Source organism: Corallococcus sp. CA047B, from assembly GCF_003612065.1.
GTDB lineage: Bacteria > Myxococcota > Myxococcia > Myxococcales > Myxococcaceae > Corallococcus > Corallococcus praedator.
On record NZ_RAWD01000018.1, the window covers coordinates 40734 to 60576 of the forward strand.

The 19843-nt window shown below is 70.3% G+C and carries 15 protein-coding genes; 9 read left to right on the top strand and 6 right to left on the bottom strand.

All coding sequences use genetic code 11. The features are described 5' to 3' along the window. Positions 1 to 148 precede the first annotated feature (148 nt). Genes D7X74_RS05330 through D7X74_RS05355 form a run of 6 tightly spaced genes read left to right on the top strand, consistent with a single transcriptional unit; the run spans position 149 to position 7374 of the window. Positions 149 to 712 (top strand): chemotaxis protein CheW, encoded by a 564-nt coding sequence (locus D7X74_RS05330; RefSeq protein ID WP_120531822.1) that lies wholly within the window; start codon positions 149 to 151, stop codon positions 710 to 712. Further along, on the top strand, positions 709 to 2178 hold the full coding sequence (locus tag D7X74_RS05335; RefSeq protein WP_120531823.1) for a protein-glutamate O-methyltransferase CheR: 1470 nt from the start codon (positions 709 to 711) through the stop codon (positions 2176 to 2178). The genes D7X74_RS05330 and D7X74_RS05335 overlap by 4 nt, the downstream gene beginning before the upstream one ends. Before the next feature lie 32 nt (positions 2179 to 2210). Then, positions 2211 to 3818: a methyl-accepting chemotaxis protein gene (locus tag D7X74_RS05340; RefSeq protein ID WP_370450715.1), complete on the top strand. Its 1608-nt coding sequence runs from the start codon at positions 2211 to 2213 to the stop codon at positions 3816 to 3818. Continuing rightward, positions 3815 to 4228 (top strand): two-component system response regulator, encoded by a 414-nt coding sequence (locus tag D7X74_RS05345; RefSeq protein WP_120531825.1) that lies wholly within the window; start codon positions 3815 to 3817, stop codon positions 4226 to 4228. The genes D7X74_RS05340 and D7X74_RS05345 overlap by 4 nt, the downstream gene beginning before the upstream one ends. Positions 4229 to 4232: 4 nt before the next feature. Continuing rightward, positions 4233 to 4814 carry a chemotaxis protein CheW gene (locus tag D7X74_RS05350; RefSeq protein ID WP_120531826.1) on the top strand — a complete coding sequence of 194 codons (582 nt, stop codon included), beginning with the start codon at positions 4233 to 4235 and terminating at the stop codon, positions 4812 to 4814. Positions 4815 to 4830: 16 nt separating this feature from the next. Then, entirely contained in the window at positions 4831 to 7374 is a 2544-nt protein-coding gene (locus tag D7X74_RS05355) for a response regulator (RefSeq protein WP_120531827.1), read from the top strand. 108 nt (positions 7375 to 7482) lie between these two features. Here the strand turns inward: D7X74_RS05355 and D7X74_RS05360 are convergent, their stop codons facing one another. The 3 genes from D7X74_RS05360 to D7X74_RS05370 form a co-directional block, all read right to left on the bottom strand. Beyond that, positions 7483 to 7692: a hypothetical protein gene (locus D7X74_RS05360; protein WP_199741768.1), complete on the bottom strand. Its 210-nt coding sequence runs from the start codon at positions 7690 to 7692 to the stop codon at positions 7483 to 7485. Further along, positions 7689 to 8327: a hypothetical protein gene (locus tag D7X74_RS44020; protein ID WP_233601980.1), complete on the bottom strand. Its 639-nt coding sequence runs from the start codon at positions 8325 to 8327 to the stop codon at positions 7689 to 7691. Before D7X74_RS44020 ends, D7X74_RS05360 begins: the two co-directional genes overlap by 4 nt. Positions 8328 to 8452: 125 nt before the next feature. Then, on the bottom strand, positions 8453 to 9448 hold the full coding sequence (locus D7X74_RS05370) for a histidine kinase dimerization/phospho-acceptor domain-containing protein (protein WP_120531828.1): 996 nt from the start codon (positions 9446 to 9448) through the stop codon (positions 8453 to 8455). A 244-nt stretch (positions 9449 to 9692) separates the two neighbouring features. On the opposite strand from D7X74_RS05370, the gene D7X74_RS05375 reads away from it, so the two are divergent. The 3 genes from D7X74_RS05375 to D7X74_RS05385 all read left to right on the top strand — a co-directional run bounded on the left by D7X74_RS05375 (position 9693) and on the right by D7X74_RS05385 (position 15043). Continuing rightward, entirely contained in the window at positions 9693 to 11768 is a 2076-nt protein-coding gene (locus tag D7X74_RS05375) for an alginate lyase family protein (protein WP_120531829.1), read from the top strand. A gap of 71 nt (positions 11769 to 11839) precedes the next feature. Beyond that, the gene (locus D7X74_RS05380) at positions 11840 to 13159 is read left to right on the top strand and encodes a nucleotide sugar dehydrogenase (protein ID WP_120531830.1); all 1320 of its coding nucleotides are present in this window, start codon (positions 11840 to 11842) and stop codon (positions 13157 to 13159) included. Between the two features lie 192 nt (positions 13160 to 13351). Next, positions 13352 to 15043 carry a TldD/PmbA family protein gene (locus tag D7X74_RS05385; protein ID WP_120531838.1) on the top strand — a complete coding sequence of 564 codons (1692 nt, stop codon included), beginning with the start codon at positions 13352 to 13354 and terminating at the stop codon, positions 15041 to 15043. On the opposite strand, the gene D7X74_RS05390 is transcribed toward D7X74_RS05385, so the two are convergent. The 3 genes from D7X74_RS05390 to D7X74_RS05400 form a co-directional block, all read right to left on the bottom strand. Beyond that, positions 15040 to 18135 (bottom strand): alpha amylase C-terminal domain-containing protein, encoded by a 3096-nt coding sequence (locus tag D7X74_RS05390; protein ID WP_120531831.1) that lies wholly within the window; start codon positions 18133 to 18135, stop codon positions 15040 to 15042. The genes D7X74_RS05385 and D7X74_RS05390 overlap by 4 nt on opposite strands. Positions 18136 to 18174: 39 nt before the next feature. Continuing rightward, positions 18175 to 19143 (bottom strand): hypothetical protein, encoded by a 969-nt coding sequence (locus D7X74_RS05395; RefSeq protein ID WP_233595355.1) that lies wholly within the window; start codon positions 19141 to 19143, stop codon positions 18175 to 18177. 10 nt (positions 19144 to 19153) lie between these two features. Further along, a partial coding sequence (locus D7X74_RS05400) for a metalloenzyme (RefSeq protein ID WP_120531832.1) occupies positions 19154 to 19843 on the bottom strand: 690 nt, incomplete at its 5' end.

Consider the following 19843-nt stretch of genomic DNA (forward strand, 5'->3'; position numbering starts at 1 on the left):
CAGAATCCACCACGTCGGGGCAACACCGACCCGGCGCTTCGGGGCAGCCCGGATGGGGGCAACTTCCGGCTGCCCCGCATTGCGTTGGACGGGCTTCCCGGATTACGGTTTTTCTCCCTGCCCTCCTCGTGGTGGGCGGAGTTCCCTGATGGCCGAAACCCCCAGAACCCCAGTCCCACCCCAGGTCCGCCGGGTCTCCGTGCAGCAGCGGCTGACCGCGTTGGAAGCGGAGCAGGTGCAGCTGCGTCAGGAGCTTGCCTCCTTGCAGGGCGAGCTGCGCCTGCCCGGCCTGTACCTGACCGTGGAGGCAGCCAACACGTCCGCGCTCGTGGCCGCCCGGCAGGTGCGCGAGGTGGTTCGCCTGGTGGCGTTGGATCCGCTCCCCGGTGCGCCCGCGCATGTCGCCGGCACGTTCGTGTACCGCGGCAGTCCGGCGGTGGTGGTGGATCTGGCGCGGCTGCTGGGCGTGAAGCGCACGCCGGATCTCGACTCGCATCTGGTCGTGGTGGAGGCGGGCCGCACGGTGGCGCTGCTGGTGGATCGCGTGCGCGACCTGGTGGAGACGCCGGTGCTGCTGGACGGCACGCCGGGCGGCGAGGAGGCCCTGCCGTGGGACGGCACCGGGCTGATGGCCGGGCTGTGCCGCACGCCGGAAGGGCTGCGCCCGCTCCTGCGCACGAGCGCCGTGCTGGCCGGGATGGAGGCCCTGTGAGCGACGGGCTCCTCGACGACGCCACGCTCGCGAAGGTCGAGGAGGTGCTCCAGGGCGCCTGCGGCCTGACGCTCGCGAGCAGCCTGCGTCGTTCGTTGGAGCCCGCGCTGGCGCGCGCGGCCCTGGCGCGCGGTCTTTCGGAAGCGACCTTCCTGCGCCAGTTGCTGCTGCGCGAGCCGGTGGCGGTGGAGGCGTTCATCGAGCACGCCGTCATCGGCGAGACGTACTTCTTCCGCCACCCGGAGCACCTGCGCGCGCTGTCGTCGCGGGCCCGCCTGCATCCAGGCACCTTCAGTGTGTGGAGCGCGGGCTGCGCGAGCGGCGAGGAGCCCTACAGCATCGCCATGGCGCTGATGGCCGCGGGGCTGGGCGAGGGCGGCCGCTTCCGCGTGCTGGCGACGGACGTGTCCGGCCGGGCCCTGCTGCGCGCGAAGGCCGCCGTGTACAGCCCGTGGTCGCTGCGCCGCATCGAGCCGGAGCTGGAGCGGCGCTTCCTCACCACGCAGCCGGGCCTGCAGGGCCAGGACCCGCAGCACCGCGTCGTGGCGGAGGTGATCCGCGCGGTGGACTTCCGCCGTCACAACCTGGCCACGGACGCGGTGCCGTCCATGGGGTTCCAGGCCATCTTCTGCCGCAACGTCCTCATCTACTTCACGCCGGAGCTGGTGCGCGTGGTGCTGGCGCGGCTGGTGTCCGCGCTCGCGCCGGGCGGGCTGCTCTTCGTGTCGCCCGCGGAAGTGCCGCTGACCAACGGCATGGGGCTGGAGACGCTGGACGCGGACGGCACCCCCGTCCTGCGCGTGCCCCTGGAGTCGTGGCCCGCGCTGGAGTCCGCGACCGCGCACACGCGCCGGGACACGCCGACGTCCATGGCCGCCGTCGCGGCGCGCCGGGACACGCCGCCGCCCGCCAACGTGCTGCGGCTGGAGTCCCGCCGCGTCACGCCGCCGCCCGTGTCTCCGTTCGTGGCGCGCCCGGCCCCGACCCCGGCGCCCGTCGCGCGGCAGACCCCGCTGCCCCTGCCGCCCGCTCCGGCGCCGGCACCGCGCACGGTGGCGCCGACCGGCCTGCTGGCGCGGGCCCTGGCCGCGGCGGAGGCGGGGAACTTCGAGGAAGCCGAAGCGCTGGCGCGCGAGGCGGCGCGGGCGCTGTCGCCGGAGGCGTACCTGCTGCTGGCGATGGTGGCCGAGGCGCGGGGCGACCTGCTCGGGGCGGTGGAGGCCGTGCGCAAGGCGCTGTATCTGGAGCCGCAGCTGGCGCTGGGACATGCCACGCTGGTGTCGCTGTACAGCCGCCTGGATCAGCGCGAGGACGCGGAGCGCGCGCGGCAGAACGCGCTGCGGGCGCTGGATGGACTGGATGACGAGCACCCGCTGCGAGGGGTGGAGACGACGATGACCGCGGGAGGGCTCCGACAGGCGCTCGCTCCGCGGCCTTCGCAGGTGGGCTGGCAGGGCGCGCGCTGACGGCGCCCGTCCCGACGTGAGGTGGAGACAACGTGGAAGTGCAAGGGATGAAGGTGGCGCTGCCCGAAGGGCTGGACTCGGCGCGGCTCAGCCTGCGGACGAAGATCCTCGTCGGCACGGGCATGTTCGGCATCGTGCTGGTCGGCATCCTGACCTTCGCGTTCTGGATGCAGATGAGTGACGGCCTGCTGGACGAGCTCACCCGGCGCGCGCGCGCGGTGGGCATCGGCATGGCGGTCAACGTGTCCGCGGCCGTCGCTGGCCAGGACGCGGCGTCGCTGCAACAGGGCACGGACCTGGCGCTCAAGAGCATGCCGGACATCGCGTACATCGTGGTGCGCGACCCCTCCGGCAAGGTGCTGGCGCGCTCGTCGGGCGAACGCTTCGCGAGCGCCACGGCGGTGGAGCCGGCGGACGGCGACGCGGTGGTGGACCGGCTCTTGACCGTGGGCACGCTGCCCGTGGTGGAGACGACGGCCCCCGTGCTCGTCTCCCGGCCGGGCGCCACGCCCGTGCGCGTGGGCACCGTGCAACTGGCGCTGGACCGCGAGGCGCTGGTGGCGTCGCTCGCCGCGAGCACCTGGCGCACGGCGGGCATCGGCCTCCTGGTGCTGGTGGTGGGACTGCTGGCCGCGGCCGGCATGGCGGGCCTGTTCATCGTGCCGCTGGAGCGGCTGGCGCGCGCGGCGGTGGGCATCGCGGCGGGGGACCTGCGACAGCAGATCGACACCGCCGGGACGGACGAGATTGGCGAGCTGGCGCGCAGCTTCGCCACCATGGCGGACGCGCTGGCGCACCTGCTCCACGACCTGCGGGGCGCGGCGACGGACCTGGAGTACGAGGCGGCGAACGTGCTGGCCACGTCCACGCAGCAGTCCGCGATGGCGCACCAGCAGGCGTCCGCCATCAACGAGACCAGCACCACCGTGGCGGAGATCGCCCAGACGTCCAAGCAGGCCACGTCCTACGCGGACGCGGTCATCGCGCAGACGCAGAAGTCGGAGACGCTCAGCGCGGAGGGCCAGAAGGTCGTCACGGAGAGCGTGACGGGCATGGAGAAGCTGGGTGAACAGGTGAAGGCCATCGCGCTGGCCATCACCGACCTGAACGAGCGCACGCTGCAGATCAGCGACATCATCGGGCAGGTGAAGGACGTGGCGGAGCAGTCCAACCTGCTGGCCCTCAACGCCTCCATCGAGGCGGCGAAGGCGGGGGAGCACGGCCGCGGCTTCGCGGTGGTGGCCACGGAGATGCGCACGCTGGCGGAGCAGTCCCGCATGGCGGCGGAGCAGGTGCGCGTGCTGCTGAACGAGGTGCAGAAGGGCACCCGTCTGGCGGTGACGACGACGGACGAAGGCAGCCGGCGGGCGCAGGCCGCGATGGAGCTGGCGCGCAGCGCGGGCAACACCATCCTGGGGCTGTCGGAGGTCATCCGCGAGTCATCAGGGGCCGCGCGGCAGATCGCCGGCAACACGCGGCAGCAGACCATCGGGGTGGAACAGATCGCCACGGCGATGGGCGAACTGACTTCCGCCATGAGTGATTCGGTGGAGGGAACCCGGCGCATCGAACAGGTGGCGGGCAACCTCTCCACCTTGTCGAAGCGCTTCTCGGATCTAGTGGGCAGGTACCAGCTATGAACAGCAACGTGACGGGCGGGGCCAAGAAGGCGGCGAAGGTGCTCATCGTGGAGGACACGAAGACCATCACCAACCTCCTCCAGGTGTACCTGATGGGGTGGGGGCTGGACTTCGTGGACGCGCCCAACGGCGCGGTGGGGCTGAAGCGGGCGCGCGAGCAGAAGCCGGACCTCATCATCTCCGACGTGCAGATGCCGGAGATGGACGGCTTCGCGCTGTGCGCCGCCATCCGCAGCGACCCGAAGCTGAGCGAAACGCCCTTCCTGCTGCTCACGTCCCTGAAGGACGACGCGAGCCGGCAGAAGGGCAAGCTCGTGGGCGCGAGCGCGTTCCTCAACAAGCCGGTTTCGGTGGATGATCTGCGCTCGAAGGTGCGGGACTTCCTCAAGCTGCCGGCCACCAAGTACTAAAGCGATGCCAGCCGACGACGCCAAGTTCCAACCCATCGACTTCGAGGAGCTGAAGGCTTCGCTCGACGCGGCGCAGATGCTGCTCGAGGGAGGCCAGGTGGTGAGCGCCCACCGGCGGCGCGAGGTGCTCCACACGCGCGCGGTGGCGCTGGCCAGCTCGCGCCACGAGGAGCGCCAGGAGGTCGTCACGGTGCTCGCCTTCCAGGTGGGCGGCGAGCGCTACGCGGTGCGCATCGAGCTGGTGGACCACGTGCTGGAGGCGCGTGGCATGTGCCCGCTGCCCGGGGCACCCCGACACGTGCTGGGCGCGCTGTTGAGCCGCTCGCGCATCGTGCCGGTGCTGGACCTGCGGCAGTTGCTGGGGCTGGAGGGCGGCGGCATGTCCGACCTCAGCAAGGTGGTGGTGGTGGAGCTGGAGGACGAGGCGTTCGGACTGGCGGCGGAAGTGGTGGATGGACGCAAGGAGCTGCCGCGCGCGGAGCTGTCCCAGCCGCCGCCGGGCCCGTTCCTGTTCCTGACGCCGGACCGGCTCACGGTGCTGGACCTGACACAGCTGGGCAACCCGGCGGCCGCTCGACGCGGCTAGAGGGGACTGGGGTTTCATGGATCCGCAGTTGTTGCGCAGCATCTGGCCGGTGTTCGCCGCGGAGACGCGCGAGCAGATTCAAGCCATCGGGTCGAAGGTGCTGGGGCTGGAGCAGCCGGCCGCCTCGCGCGAGCCGGACCTCCTGCCGTCGCTCAAGCGCGTGGTGCACAGCCTCAAGGGCTCCGCGGCGAGCCTGGGGCTGGACGACATCGAACGCATCGTCCACGCCATCGAGGACGGGCTGTCGCACGTCAACGTGGAGGAGCCCATCTCCCGCACCTCCGTGGAGGCGATGCTGCGGGGGCTGTCCGCCATCGAGAACGCCCTCAACCGGGGCGACGCGGGTGAGTCGCCCGCGGTGGACGGCGTCCAGGCGCTGCTCCAGGCGCTGGGCCATGGCGGGGAGGCGTCGTCCGCGTCGGACGACGCCACCGACTCCGGCGCGCTGGGCGGGGAGGGGCTGAAGATCCTCTCCGCGCTGGAGGCCGCGCTGGGCCGGCTGGTGTCCCCCAAGGTGGAGGACCGGGCGGGCGCGGTGCGCGCGGCGGTGGAGCGGGCGCATGCCCTGCGCCAGAGCGCGGAGGCCGCCCAGGCGGAGCAGGTGGCCGCGCTGGCGGAGGCCGCGGCGCTGGGCTTCACGCGCATGGAGGAGGGCGGGGACGCGGCGGGGCAGGCGGCCTCGGAGGTCGCGGGCGCGCTGGTGGACCTGCGCACGGCGCTGGGCCTGATGGAGGACGCTGGAGAGGCCCCGGCGCCCACGCCCGCGCCCGTGGCCCCGACGCCGGTGGTGCCAAAGCCCGCGGCGCGCGCGACGACGGCGGCCGAGGCCCGGGGCGGGGCGGTGGACCGCGCGGTGCGCGTGTCGGTGAAGACGCTGGACTCGCTGGCGCTCCAGGTGGAGCACCTGGTGGCGGGCCGCGCGCAGGCGGGCCGGCGCACGGAGAGCTTCCGCGCGCTGACGGACCACGCGCATGAGGTGCTGCTGCACCTGGAGCGCGCCGCGTCCCAGCTTGCGCTGTCGGGCGGGGGCACCGCGCTGGAGCAGCTGCGCGTGGGCGTGAGCCTGATGCGCCAGATGCAGAAGCGCCTCCTGGAGCAGGCGAAGGAGGCGCACCGCGACGGCGAGCAGCACGCGCTGGTGGCGCAGGTGGTGCGCGACGACCTGCGAGACCTGCGCATGGTGCCGGCCTCGCAGGTGCTGGAGCCCCTGCGGCGCACCGTGCGCGAGACGGCGTCGCGGCTGGGCAAGGAAGTGGTGCTGGAGCTGGGCGGCACCGACGTGCGGTTGGACCGGCGCATCGTGGACGCGCTGAAGGATCCGCTCGTGCACCTGGTGCGCAACGCCATCGACCACGGGCTGGAGATGCCGGAGGGGCGGCGCGCGGCGGGCAAGCCGGACTCGGGCCGGCTGACGGTGCGCGTGGAGGCGCGAGGCACGCGCATCGGCGTCATCGTGGAGGACGACGGGGCGGGCCTGGATCCGGTGCGCGTGCGCGCGACGGCGGTGCGCCGGGGCCTGATGACCCAGGACGCGGCGGAGAAGCTGACGGACGCGCAGGCCGCGCGGCTCATCTTCCAGCCGGGCTTCTCCACGCGCGAGGAGGTCACCTCCACGTCGGGCCGTGGCGTGGGCCTGGACGTGGTGCTGGCCACCGCGCAGCGGCTGCAGGGCTCCGCGGACGTGGAGTACACGCCGGGCAAGGGCACGCGCTTCATCGTGGACCTGCCGCTCACGCTGGCCGCGGCGCTGGGCCTGCTGGTGCGCACCGGCAACACCATCACCGCCATCCCCTCCGACACCGTGAAGCGGGTGCTGCGGCTGGACAAGGACGACATCGGCACGGTGGCCGGACGCGTGGTGGCGCGGCTGGATGGCGAACAGCTCACGTTCCTGACGCTGTCGGAGGCCATCGGGTTGCCGCGCCTGGAGCTGGCGCTGGAGTCCGGGCGGCGGCAGACGGCGGTGCTGCTGGCGCTGGGCGAGGAGCGCGTGCTGTACGCCATCGACGAGGTGGTGGGGCAGCAGGAGCTGGTCGTCCGGGCGCTGGGCAAGCACCTGCAGGGCGTCCCGCACCTGGCGGGCGCGGCGGTGCTGGACGACGGCCGCGTGGTGCCGGTGCTCAACGCGCTGGAGCTGTTGCGCGCGGCCAAGCCGGAGATGCGCTCGCCGGTGGGCGAGACGAAGATGCCGCGCATCCTGGTGTGCGACGACTCCATCACGACGCGCTTCGCGATGAAGTCGCTCCTGGAGATCGCCGGCTACCCGGTGGTGACGGCCGCGGATGGCGAGGAGGCGTGGTCCGTGTTGGATCGCGTGCACTGCCAGCTCGTCGTCAGCGACTGGCAGATGCCCCGGCTGGACGGCGTGGGGCTGGCGCGGCGGATGAAGAAGCACCCCATGTTCCGCCGCACGCCCATCATCCTGGTGACGTCGCTGGACAGCCAGGAGGACCGGATGGAGGGCCTGGAGGCCGGCGCGGACGGCTACCTGGTCAAGCGCGAGGTGGAGCGCGGCAAGCTGCTGGAGCTCGTGCGGCAGCTCTTGCCCTCGTCGGGCTGAGGCGCGGGCGGCACGAACGACGACGCCCCGTCCTGCGCGTGAGCGTCGGGACAGGGCGTCGGGTGCGGCCGGGGCCTCTCCGTCAGGGAAGGCCCTCGGGGAGACACGCTACTTCTTCGGGCGGCTCCAGGCCTTGGGCCAGTCGTCGAACTGCGCGACCTCCTGCTCCCCGACGAGCAGCGTGTACATGGACTCCTCGGGGAAGTCGCCGATGCGGATGCGCAGCTCCTGCCCGTCCGCCTTGGTGCGCAGCGGATGCAGCACGTCCGTCGTCTTCACCCATTCCAGCTTCTGATTCAGGAGTTGCTCAGCGTTCATAGCTTGGCCTGCTGATTGGCGAAGTGGTTGTTCACGGTCTGGTTGGTGCGCTTCGAGCTGTCGATAAGGCTCTGGTAGACGGCGTCCCCAGTCAACCCCTTCGCCTTGGCGCCCTTGACCAACTGGTCGAACGAGGGCCCGTCCAGCCGGCCGTACGTAAAGAAGTCACGCGCCTTGAGCATCATGACTTCGAGCGGGTTGCTCATGAAGCTGCGCGCTTCCAGGCGGGCCTCGTGGCGGATGTTCACCGCCGCCTTCGCGCGGTCCTCCAGGGACGCGCCCTGAGCCTTCAGCTTCGCGTCGTTCGCGGGGATGCTGGCGACCTTCTGGTTGTACCAGTTGCGGATTTCAGTGTTGGTCGTGGGCTTCTTCGCCGCGGCCGCGTCCGGGCCGTTCACCTTCGCGGCACCTTCCGGGTTGCGGGGACGGGTGCGCGACGGGCTGCCCGTCACGTCCGCCGGCTGCGGCCGGGTGGGCGCGGGCGTCGAGTTCGAACGCGTGGGCCGGGTCGGGGTAGAAGACGTCGGCGTGTTCGTCTTCGGTTTCGAATCCACGGAGTTGCTGCGGCGCGGAGGGGACGACAGCGCCGAGTCGGACTTCGTGGAGCGGAGGCTCGAGTTCCGGGAGAGCTTCATGGGGGGAGACCTTCGAGGGCAGGAAGGAAAACAGCTTTCCCTTTTATCGCAAGCAAAGGTAGGCGAGTTGCGACCTCCGCCTACCTTTCGCGCGAATCCCTGACGTTTCCCGCAATCCCGCCCGTTTAGCGGTGGGCCGGCACCGCGAAGGCGTCATCCCTTGGACAGAGCAGGGTGACTTCCAGCCGGGGCTCCTGGTGCACGGACAGCGTGCCCCCCAGCCGTCCCGCGAGCTGCCGCAGCACGGCCTCCCTGCGCGGGGTGAGGGCCGCGCCCGGGCACGCCCGGAGGCGCAGCAGCCACTGCCCAGCGTCCAGCGACGGGCCCAGGTGGACGTCCACGGCCACCGCGTTCGTGGTGCTCCTTGAGAGGGTGCGGGCGAGCAGCTCCCAGTCCGCGCGGGTGCCTCGCACGGGCACGGCCTGCTCCCCGGGCAGCGTCAGCGTGGGCGGCCCCTGGCGGCGTCCGGGCGTGGGCGCGAAGGCGCGCGCCAGCACGGGGCGCAGGTCGTCCAGGCCCGGGGGCAGGGGCGACAGGCGCCGATCGATGAGCTCCTTCTGCTCCGTGCCCGACTTCGCGAGCCGCTCCAGGTAGCGCTGCATCTGCGCGTTGAGCGGCCCCGCGGTGCCCTTGAGCATCATGTCCACGTAGCCCCGGATGACCATCAGGGGCGTGCGCAAGTCGTGCGCCGCACGCGAGCGACGCTTCTCCATTGCCGTCACGGTGCGCTCCAGGCGCAGCTTCGCTTCCAGGAGCCGCGACTGCCGCTCGCCCTGCGCCACTTCGCGCGCATGTGCCTTCAGGAGCGCGGGGGCGAACGCGCTGAAGCGCGCCACCACGTGTCGCTGCGACGTCGTCAGCGGCGCCGGCCAGACCTGGAGGACGGGGCTTCGCGCTGCCTTGTCACTGTTTCCGTCGCGATGGGCGGGCACCCGGCCCACCTTCATCACGCACGCGTGTCCTTCATGAAGGGCCGCGCCGGTCGCACCGGTCAGCCGCAATGTCGCCTTGAGGAGGGCCTCCAGGCCCGCGCGCGTTCCTTTGCGCAGCGCCTGCTCGGCCACCGCCGTCAGCGTCGTTTCCACCCTGGCATCGAGGTCGTCCTCGATGCGCCGCCCCATCCAAGCCCCAGCCCGCACGCGCCAAGGAATGGGCACGGCTCGGTGGAGGCGCAACGGCTCCAGCGCTGGGCCATTGCTTCGCCGCCGATCAGGAATTCTTTACCCGCCGCGATCGGCGGCGGGAGGACATTTTTACCGCCGCCGGGGCAGGACACCCGGCCCAAACCCTTGCTCTCACTGGGAAAAGGTTCTGGCCGGGCGCTTGCTATCAGCCTTCCACGTCAAGCGGTTCGGGAAGGGGCGGATGGGAACTCTCGATTACTACGCGGCGATCGCTCGGATGGCGCCAGGGGCACTGGCGAAGAGCGCGGTCCGCCGTGTCCAGGGTGTCGCGCGGCAGGCGCTCTACCGCCGCCGCGAGCAGGTCGACGAGGCCCAGCTCCTGGAGTCCTTCGGTGCCACTTCCGCCGAAGCGCTGGTGTCGCTGGCGTTGGATCACCGCTCCTCGCGGGCTTGGTGTGAGGTGTCCCAGCGCGAGTCCGTCCGCGCTGCCATCGCGAAGCTTCCGGGCGCGAAGCAGCGCACGCAGGCCCGCGCGGCGCAGGCGCTCGCGCAGGCCTGGAACGTCTTCGGCACGCCGGTGTCCTTCGGCGAGGGCCGCCCGGTGGACTGGTCGTTGGATCCGCTGAGCGGCAAGCGCTACCCCGTGGAGCCCGTGGAGAGCCTGCGGCTGCTCGTGAAGGGCATGGATCCGAAGTACCCGTGGGTGATGGGCCGGCTGGACAGCCTGGTGGCGCTGGCGCAGGGCGCCTGGGTGACGAACTCGCCGGTGGGGCGCTCGCGGCTGGCGACGGCGTTCGTCGCGCAGACGCTGGACTTCCTGCAGGCGAACCCCGTGGGCATGGGCGTCCACTGGACGTGCCCCATGGAGATCGCCCTGCGCGCGGCCAACCTCGCGCAGGCGCTGGCGATGTTCGCGGACGCGCCGGAGGTGCGCCGTCCGGAGTTCCTGGTGCCCGTGCTGGGCGCGCTCACCGAGCACTCCGCGTGGGTGGAGGCCCACCTGGAGGACCACGGCGCGGTGCCCAACAACCACCTCGTCTCCAACTACGTGGGGCTGGCCGTGGTGGGCCTGCTCTTCCCGGAGCTGCCGGGCGCGCCCCGGCAGGTGGCGCTCGCCGCGAACGGGCTGCGCGCGCAGATGGACGCGCAGGTGCATCCGGAAGGCACGTCCTTCGAGGGCTCCATTCCCTACCACCGGCTGGCGGTGGAGCTGTTCACGCTGGCCTGGGTCGTCGCGCGCGGCGCGGGCGTGTCCCTGGGGCCCGCGTACGAAGCGCGTCTGCGATTGATGTATGTCGCGTCCCGCGCGTGGTCTTCCGAACAGGGCCTGGCACCGCAGGTCGGTGACAACGATTCAGGCCGTGTGTTTCCATTCCAGGAGCGCGATGAACGCGAACAGGGCTATCTGTCTGGCCTGGGCGCGGCGCTCTTCAATGATGCAGGGCTCTCCGGCGGTGTGTTCCCGGACGAGGCAGCGTGGCTGTTGGGCAACGCGGGCATCGCGCGTTTCGTCGCGCTGCCCGTGGCGCCGGCACCTGTATCCGTGAGCTTTCCGGTGGGGGGTTTTCACACCTTGCGCGGCGCCGGGGCCGTGCTCACTGTCTCGGCCGGCAAACAAGGGCAACGGGGGGTCGGGGGACACAGCCACAACGACAAGCTTTCCTTTGAGCTTCATGTCGACGGCTGCCCCGTCATCGTCGACCCGGGAACAGGTTCGTACACGCGGGATCCGGCGCTGCGCAACGCGATGCGGAGCACCGCGGCGCACAACACGCTTCAGGTGGATGGGGAGGAGCAGGCCCCCATGGACCCGGCACGGCTGTTCGCGCTGCCGGAAGATGCACGGGCTCGCGTCGTGGCCTTCCAGCCCGGCGCGCGGCACGACCGGTTGGTGGTGCGACACGACGGCTACCGGCACCTGGCGTCGCCGGTTGGCATTGAGAGGACTTTCCTCCTGGACCGGCACGTGCGTGCGCTGGCCGTGGGAGACCGGCTCATCGGTACGGGCCGTCATGATGTGGTGGGACGTTTGCATCTGCCCGATGGGCAGGCGCGGTGGTGTGAGCCTGACGCGGCGGTGCTGGCGCGGGCCCAGCGCGTGCCGGAAGGACCTGGGTCCTTCGAGGCACGGGCTGTCGAGATTGGACCGGCAAAGGCGCCCGTGGGTTGGGTGCTTCTAGAGCAGGGGTTGGAAACCTCGCTCGTGCCGTCGCAGTACTCGCCTGGCTATGGGCGGGTGGTGCCGTCGGTGTCGGTGGAGTTCCGGAGGCAGCAGACGCCTCCGGCGAGGCTGGGGTGGGTGTTCGTCTTCAGGTGAACGCTGTGGGGTGGGACAGGTGAGCCGGAGAGGCCGCCTGTCAATTGCTGGGAGTAACGACAATGCGCGTAATGGTTGGCAACCCCTTGCTGGAGCGGATCAGCAATCGGGAAGCGAAGGTGGGCGTGGTGGGGCTTGGTTACGTCGGTCTTCCCCTGGGCATGGCGTTCGCGGACGCCGGCTTCAAGGTCACCGGCCTGGACGTGGATCAGCGCAAGATTGACAAGATTGCCAAGGGTGAGAGCTACATCAAGCACATCCCCAGCGAGCCGCTGGCGAAGCTCACCCAGGCGGGCAAGCTCACGGCGAGCAATCAGTTCGCCAAGTCGCGCGAGCTGGACTGCGTCATCATCTGCGTGCCCACGCCGCTGACCGCGTCGCGTGAGCCGGACATGAGCTTCATCATCGCCACGGGCGAGGCGCTGGCCCCGTACGTGCGTCCAGGGCAGCTCTTCATCCTGGAGTCCACCACCTACCCGGGCACCACCGAGGAGATCCTCAAGCCCCTGCTGGAGAAGGGCGGCCTCAAGGCGGGCGTGGACTTCTTCCTGGCCTTCAGCCCCGAGCGCGAGGACCCGGGCAACAAGGGCTTCAACACCAAGACGATTCCGAAGGTCGTCGGCGGCTACTCGCCCGCGTGCCTTGAAGTCGCGGTGGCCCTCTACGGCAGCGCGCTGAAGGAAGTCGTGCCGGTGTCCTCCACGCGCGTGGCGGAGCTCTCCAAGCTGCTGGAGAACATCTACCGCTGCGTGAACATCGCGATGGTCAACGAGATGAAGATGCTCTGCGACCGCATGAACGTGGACGTCTGGGAGGTCATCCAGGCCGCCAGCACCAAGCCCTTCGGCTTCCAGCCGTTCTACCCGGGCCCCGGCCTGGGCGGGCACTGCATCCCCATCGACCCGTTCTACCTGACGTGGAAGGCGCGCGAGTTCGAGTTCCACACCAAGTTCATCGAGCTGGCCGGCGAAGTGAACTGGCAGATGCCGTACTACGTGGTCCAGCGCACGATGGAGGCGCTCAACGCGGGCAAGAAGGTCCTCAACGGCGCGAAGGTCCTGTGCCTGGGCGCGGCGTACAAGAAGGACATCGACGACTTCCGTGAGTCCCCGTCGCTGCGCGTGATGACGCTCCTGAAGGAGAAGGGCGCGGACATCAGCTACCACGACCCGTTCGTGAAGGAGCTGCACAAGGGCCACGGCTTCAACATGGAGATGACGTCCGTCCCCCTGGATCCGGAGACCCTGAACCAGTACGACGCGGTCATCATCCTGACCGACCACTCGCACATCGATTACAACGAGCTGGTCCAGCGCTCGAACATCGTCATCGACACGCGCAACGCGACGAAGGCCGTCACGGAGGGACGCGAGAAGATCATCAAGGCGTAAGGCTTCAAGGTACAGGACAGACGACATGCCCTGGAGACCGCAAGGCTTCCAGGCGAGAGGGTCCTCGCTTCACGCGCCGCCGGGAGGGGCTGCGCGTGGGGGGAGGACCCTTGCCCGTTTCTGGCTACAGTGCGCGCCGTGCCCAACGCCTTCCGTCCCTTGTTCCCGCTGTTCCTGGCCGCGTCGCTGTTGATGGGCGCGGCGCCCGCGCCAGACCCTCGCTCCCAGTTGCTGGAGGCGATGTCCGCGGAGCTGACGCGCAACCAGCAACAGCTCAAGGTGAACGGCCATGAAGCGCCGTACTTCATCAGCTACCTGGTGAAGGACTATGAGTCGCGGCTGCTCGTCGCGCGCTATGGGGCGCTGTTCCAGGACGACGACTACCGCGAGCGCAAGCTGGGCGTGGACGTGCGCGTGGGCAGCTACGACTTCGACAGCTCCGTCGCGGACTCGCTCGACTTCGGCTTCAGCACCAGCAAGGGCGCAAGCTTCACCGCGCGCAAGGAGGGGCCGCTGGACGAGTCCCCGCTCGCGCTGCGCACCGCGCTGTGGCTCGTCACGGATGAGAAGTACAAGGCCGCGCTCTTCCAGTTCCTGAAGAAGAAGGGCGAGGATGTCTACGCGGTGGAGGACCCCAAGCGCGCGGCGTCCTTCTCCCGCGAGACGCCCTCCGCCTACGTGCAGCCGCCGGTGGCCTTCCCCTTCGACCGGGAGAAGTGGCGCAAGCTGGCCCGCGAGGTCTCCGCGCGCTTCAACGCGCACCCGGAGCTGTTCGACTCGGAGGTGCGCATCACCGCGGACAAGGCGACGCGGCTGTTCGTCTCCTCCGAGGGCACGAAGCTCATCACCGAGGAGACGCTGTACGCGCTGCACGTCTCCGCGGTGACGCGCGCTCCGGACGGACAGCTGCTGGATGACTCGCGCAGCTTCTACCTGCCCACGGAAGCCGGGATGCCGGACGCGGTGAAGGTCCACGCGGCGGCGCAGAAGGTCATCGACGAATTGCTCGCGCTGCGGCAGGCGCCGGCCATCGTCCCGTACGCGGGGCCCGCCATCCTGGCCCCGGAGGCCGCGGGCGTGCTCTTCCACGAGACGCTGGGCCACCGGCTGGAAGCGGACCGCCAGGACGGCGACAGCGATGGCAAGACGTTCAAGGGCCAGGAGGGCAAGCAGATCCTCCCGTCCTTCCTGTCGCTGCGGGATGACCCTTCCCGGCGCGAGGTGAACGGCGAGCCGCTCAACGGCTATTACCTCTACGACGAGGAGGGCGTGAAGGGGCAGCCGGTGTCGCTGGTGGAGAAGGGCGTGCTCAAGGGCTACCTGATGAGCCGCCACCCGGTGGAGGGCTTCGCGAAGTCCAACGGCCACGGGCGCGGCCAGGGCACGCTCCAGCCGGTGGCGCGCATGGGCAACCTGATGGTGGACAGCGCGAAGCAGGTGAGTGACGTGGAGCTGAAGAAGCTGCTCGTCGCGGAGGCGAAGCGGCAGGGCAAGCCGTACGGGCTCATCATCCGCGACATCACCGGCGGCAACACCAACACGTCCAGCTTCGGCTACCAGGCCTTCAAGGGCGTGCCGCGCATGGTGTACCGCGTGGACGTGAAGACGGGCGAGGAGACGCTGGTGCGCGGCGTGGAGATCGTCGGCACGCCGCTGTCGTCGGTGAACCGCATCCTCGCCACGGGCCAGCGGCTGGGCGTGTTCAACGGCTTCTGCGGCGCGGAGAGCGGCAACGTGCCGGTGTCCACCGTCGCGCCCGCGGTGCTGCTCCAGGAGCTGGAGCTGCAGCGGGCGATGGAGGGCAAGGACCGGCCGCCCCTGCTTCCCAGCCCGGCGGCCCCGAAACAGGCGGCCGGGCCGGAAGCGAAGGGGACGAAGAACTAACCGACGCGCTTCATCACCACGTAGCCGGCGGCGGGGATGTTCACCTTGGTGTTCCCGCCGTCCAGCGTGGCGCCGAAGTTGCCGAAGTTGCCGCCGCCGTATGCGGCGGCGTCGCTGTTCAGCACTTCCTTCCACTGCCCGGGAGGCAGCGGCAGGGCGTAGCCGTCCAGGTTCTTCTTGTTGAGGCTGCCCACGACGAGGAACTCCTCGTTGCCCGACTTGCGCGTGAAGGCCATCACGCTGTCGTCGTTGTGGGTGTAGACGCGCTTCACCTCCGCCGCCGCGCTGAAGGCCGGGCTGCTGTTTCGCAGGCCGATGGCGTCCTTGTAGAAGCTGAAGCTCTGCCGGCGGGTGACGTCCAGCATCGCGTCCTTGCGCTCGGCGGCGGGCAGGCTTGCGATCTCCTGGAAGAGCTTCTTGTCGTCCGCGGAGAAGGCCTTGTACGCGGCGTCCTTCGTCTGCGCGTCGGGGGAGAGCGTGAAGAGGCGCTCGTAGGTGGCCTTGGTCGCGTCGTTGAACGTGACCTTGCCGAAGTCCACGCCCTTGCCCACGTCCTGCCAGCTCCAGTCGTTGTCCCAGGTGGAGGGGTTGCCCCAGCGGAAGTCGTTCTGCGCGCCGAACTCGTCGCCCTGGAAGAACATCGGGATGCCGGGGCCGGCCATGCCCATGCCGCCGGCGAAGCGGGCCGCGCCGCGCGTCCACTGGTCCGGGAAGTCGGTGGCCTTCTCGCCCTCCGCGGTGTTCATCGTGCGCTGGGCGTTACCCACTTCGTCGTGGTTGGAGATGATGGACAGCGCCTTCTGCCAGCTGTCCAGCCCACGCGGCGCCGTCATGAGGTTGACGAACGCGTCCATGTCCGTCTTCAGCCCGCGCGCGGCCGCCTGCACCAGGCCCGGCTTGCTGTTGTCGTTGACCAGCCGGTGCTGGAACTCCGTGTACCACTGCGCGTCGAAGCCGCCGCCGGTGCCGTCCGCCTTCGCCGGGCGGGAGATGTCCGGCTCGTAGTCGAACTGCTCCGCCACGGTCCACACGTTGGGGTTCACGAAGTGCACCTGGCGGTTGATCTCCCGGAGCATGTCCCAGCCGTCCTTGCCGCCCACGCCCTTGATGGGCTCCGTGAAGTCGAAGCGCAGGCCGTCGAACTTCAGCTCCTGCACCTGCTGCACGGCGTGGTCGATGAAGAGCTGCTTCACCTGAGGCGTGTTGTACGCGGGGACAGCGCCCCAGGGCGTGTCGCGCTGTTCGAACTTGCCCGGCTCCTTGGACCAGTTGAAGTACGGGTTGCTGGGGCCGCCCACGTTCCACAGGCCGTTGTGGTCGCCGAAGACGTGGTTGTAGACGACGTCCGACACCACGTTGAGGCCCTTGCCGTGGGCCGCGTCGATGAAGCGCTTGAGGGCCTCGTCGCCTTCCACCCACTGGCCCGTCTCGTCCTCGAAGCCCAGGGAGCTCTCCGCCGCGAGGCTGTTGACGCCCAGGTAGCCCCAGTTGCGGCTGCCCTCCACTTCGTTCGTGGGCAAGAGCTCCAGCGTGGTGACGCCCAGCTCCTTGAAGTAATCCAGCTTCTTGAGCAGGTCCTCCATGGTGGAGCGGTTGGAGTTGCCCGCCTGGCCCAGGAAGCTGCCCGCGTGCAGTTGGTACACCGTCCACTTGGACGGGTCCTTCTCACGCGGCACGTTGTCGTTCTTGAACACGAACGCCGTGGGGTCCGTGAAGACGGAGCCGCGGAAGTCCACGCCGCTGCCCACCGTGATGAGGTCGCTCCAGGGGTCGTTCTCAGACGAGGAGATGCGCTCCGTCTGGGACAGCTTCCCGTCGTTGTTCACGTCGTCGCGCAGGTGCAGCTTTCCCTGCGCGTCCTTGTCGAACACCTGGAACTCGTAGCGCAGGCCCTCCAGCTTCGACGGATCATTGATGAGCGTCGTCCACGCGCCGCCCTGGTTCGTCATCTTGATGCGGCCGTCGTCCGTGACGTTGCGCGACCAGAAGTCGCTCTTCGCCGCGCCGCCCCGGAACTTGTCGACGAGCGTCTCGTCGAACTTGCCCAGGCGCTCCTGGAGCTGCGCCTTGTTGAGCGGGTTGCCGTCGCCGTCCTTGAGGACCAGGTACGCGCTGTCCGCGTCCTCGGCGTCGTCCACGTCGAAGCGCATCAGGGGCGTGGCGCCGGGGAAGTAGCGGTCCACCTCCTTGCCACGCATGGGGTCCAGGAAGAGGCGGTCCAGGCCGCGCTGCTCGCCCATCATCCGGCGCGCGTACGGGTCCGGCCGGTCGCTGGTGGCGCCCGTGGAGTCCACGACCTCGTAGACGTAGGACTTGCCCTCCAGGTTGCTCCAGGCGCCCTTCGCCTGGGCGGTCCAGTTGCCGCCCTCGTCGCGCGTCAGCGGGATGCGCTGCTGCTGCCCCTGCTTGTCGGTGACCTTCACCTGGACGGCGCGTGCATCCGGCGCCCAGAACTTGAAGGACACGTCCTGGCCGGAGCGCTGCGCGCCCATCTGGTGGTACGTCGTGGGCGAATAGGACGCGGTGGGCTTGGACAGGTCCAGCTTGAGGTTGCCCTCGCCCATCACCGCCCACTGGTCCTTGCCGGACGGGCCGTCCACGCTGACGCCCCACTCCCAGTTGCGGGCCAGGCCGTCGTCCGCCACCTTCACGGTGGCCTCGTATTTGCCGTTGCCCAGGGGCTTCATGGGGATGCCGCCCCCGCTCCACTGGGCGTTGAAGCGGCCGTCCGCGTCCCAGCTTCCCTTGAGCTTCGGGTTGGTGAGCTGGTTGTGCGGGCCCGCGTCGTAGGTGAACGTGATGGTGCGGGTGACGGGCTTCTCCACCGTGGCGCCCGGACGCACCGGGGCGGTGGGTGAAGCGCCCAGCAGGGCCTCCGTGTTGCCCGTGCGGGCCAGGGTTCCGGAGCCGGCGACGGGGGCCTTCGCGCCCGAGGCCGGGGTGGATTCAAAGGCGGAGGTGTTCCGGCGGGCGGCGGCGGCCTTCGCGGCGGCGGCCTTCTGCTGGGCGAGCACCTTTTCGGCGTCGACCGTGGGGGACGCCTTGGCGGGGGCCGGGGCGCCGGTCGGGCGGTTGATCTTGGAGTCACTCACGGGGGGAATCCTCCGACGGCCCACGCATAGCGGGCGTCTTCATCTTTTCGGGCTTGTGCCCTCCAGAGTTGTGTCTGGCGGGCCCGAAGGTGGGGGCAAGGGTTTGGAGATCAATGGAATCCAGGGAAGCCCCCGGTTTTCGCCGCGAAACCGACCCGCTCCGGGCTCGGGTGGGTTGATGCGACCCCCCTTGAAGCCCCGCAGGTACACGTAACGGCGGAAGTCGCGCAGGAAGCTGTCCACGGGGATGCCGATGGCCTGCTGGAAGGCCGGGGGGAAGTCCTGGCCCTGGCTCATGGCCTGGAGGGTGCCCCGGACGCGCTCCTCGCCGTAGCGGGTGATGAGGAAGGTGAAGGCGTGGTGGGCGGCGCCGTAGACGGTGGCGTTCTCGGACTCGTAGAGCGCCTCGGCGCGGGCGAGCGGGTCGGCCTGGGGGGAGTCGTGGAGGAAGCGGGACAGGTCCTCCAGGCTGGGGACGCGGTAGCCCTGTCCAGCGGTGTAGGAGGCCATGCCTTCGCTGAACCACAGGGGGATGCCCTTCTTCGTCCAGGTCATGCGGCTGGCGGACGCCTGGTACATCAGGCTGTGGGTGAGCTCGTGCAGCAGCAGCTCGTCCACCTGCTTCTGGGAGGCCCCGGAGCGCGTCCACGTGCGGGGGCTCTGGACCTCCACCTGCTCATAGCGGGCCCAGGCGCGCAGGAAGTCGTGGTCGGGGCGGTTGGCGGCGCGCTCCAGGGCGGCGTGGTTGGGGTGGATGACCAGGGTGACGGGCTCGCGGAAGGTGCCCCAGCGGGCGAGCCGGGGCGCGGCGTGTTCCACCGCCCGGCGCACCATGTCCGCGGCCTGGGCTTCCTTGGGGCCATGGGCGAAGAGGAACCGACCGCCGGGCAGGTCCAACGAGGCTTCGGAATCCACGGGCGGCTTCCGGGTCATGGACGCGCACGCCGGGAGCAGGGCGAGCGCCACGAGGATGATGCACCATCGTCCACCGGTACTGCCCACCCGCATCCCGAGCCCCTCAGTTGGCCCCAAGCCAGCGCATCACGGCGCGTCCCACGTCCGCGACGGTGGTGAAGGACGCTACCTCCGGGGCGGAGGGCCCGAAGTAGAGCATGGGCACCGGGTGCACGGTGTGTCCTCGAACCGACAGGTCCTCCACGTTGCCGTGGTCACTGCACACCAGCACGCGCGCGTCGGCGGGGCGGGTGGCGGCGACGGCGCGGGTGAACGCATCGAACGTGTCCAGCGCGGCGCGCGCGGCGGTGAAGTCCTGGGCGTGGCCGGCCTCGTCGGCCAGGTAGTGCTCGAAGAAGGTGAAGTCCGCGCCTGTGGCGATGCGCCAGAAGAGGGCGGCGGCCTCCTCGGGCGTGCGCAGGGGGAGGGACAGCCCGTGGGAGCGGGCCTGCTCGCCGGTGATGTCGTGGGTGAGCCCGTCGTCCGCTCGGGCGTCGTCCAGGGTGCGCAGGAGTTCACCGCCCGCGGCGAAGGCGAGCTTGGCGGCCGAGGCGCGCACCTTGCGCGCGGTGCGCGGGGGCAGGATGAACTCCGGCGGGGAGGTGGAGGGGCGCCGGGGGATGCCGAGCGCGTCCAGGTAGGGCGCGGGGTAGGCGTTGGCGAAGGTGGCGGTGCGGCCCTGTTCCTTGAGGCGGCGCACGATGGAGCGCTCCGCCATCAGGTCGCGCAGGGCCGCGTTGGGGTAGCCCAGCAC

Coding starts and splice junctions, on each gene's coding strand:
- D7X74_RS05330 (WP_120531822.1), top strand. CDS start 149: ATGGCCGAAACCCCCAGAACCCCAGTCCCACCCCAGGTCCGCCGGGTC.
- D7X74_RS05345 (WP_120531825.1), top strand. CDS start 3,815: ATGAACAGCAACGTGACGGGCGGGGCCAAGAAGGCGGCGAAGGTGCTC.
- D7X74_RS05350 (WP_120531826.1), top strand. CDS start 4,233: ATGCCAGCCGACGACGCCAAGTTCCAACCCATCGACTTCGAGGAGCTG.
- D7X74_RS05355 (WP_120531827.1), top strand. CDS start 4,831: ATGGATCCGCAGTTGTTGCGCAGCATCTGGCCGGTGTTCGCCGCGGAG.
- D7X74_RS05360 (WP_199741768.1), bottom strand. CDS start 7,692: ATGAACGCTGAGCAACTCCTGAATCAGAAGCTGGAATGGGTGAAGACG.
- D7X74_RS44020 (WP_233601980.1), bottom strand. CDS start 8,327: ATGAAGCTCTCCCGGAACTCGAGCCTCCGCTCCACGAAGTCCGACTCG.
- D7X74_RS05370 (WP_120531828.1), bottom strand. CDS start 9,448: ATGGGGCGGCGCATCGAGGACGACCTCGATGCCAGGGTGGAAACGACG.
- D7X74_RS05375 (WP_120531829.1), top strand. CDS start 9,693: ATGGGAACTCTCGATTACTACGCGGCGATCGCTCGGATGGCGCCAGGG.
- D7X74_RS05380 (WP_120531830.1), top strand. CDS start 11,840: ATGGTTGGCAACCCCTTGCTGGAGCGGATCAGCAATCGGGAAGCGAAG.
- D7X74_RS05385 (WP_120531838.1), top strand. CDS start 13,352: ATGGGCGCGGCGCCCGCGCCAGACCCTCGCTCCCAGTTGCTGGAGGCG.
- D7X74_RS05395 (WP_233595355.1), bottom strand. CDS start 19,143: ATGCGGGTGGGCAGTACCGGTGGACGATGGTGCATCATCCTCGTGGCG.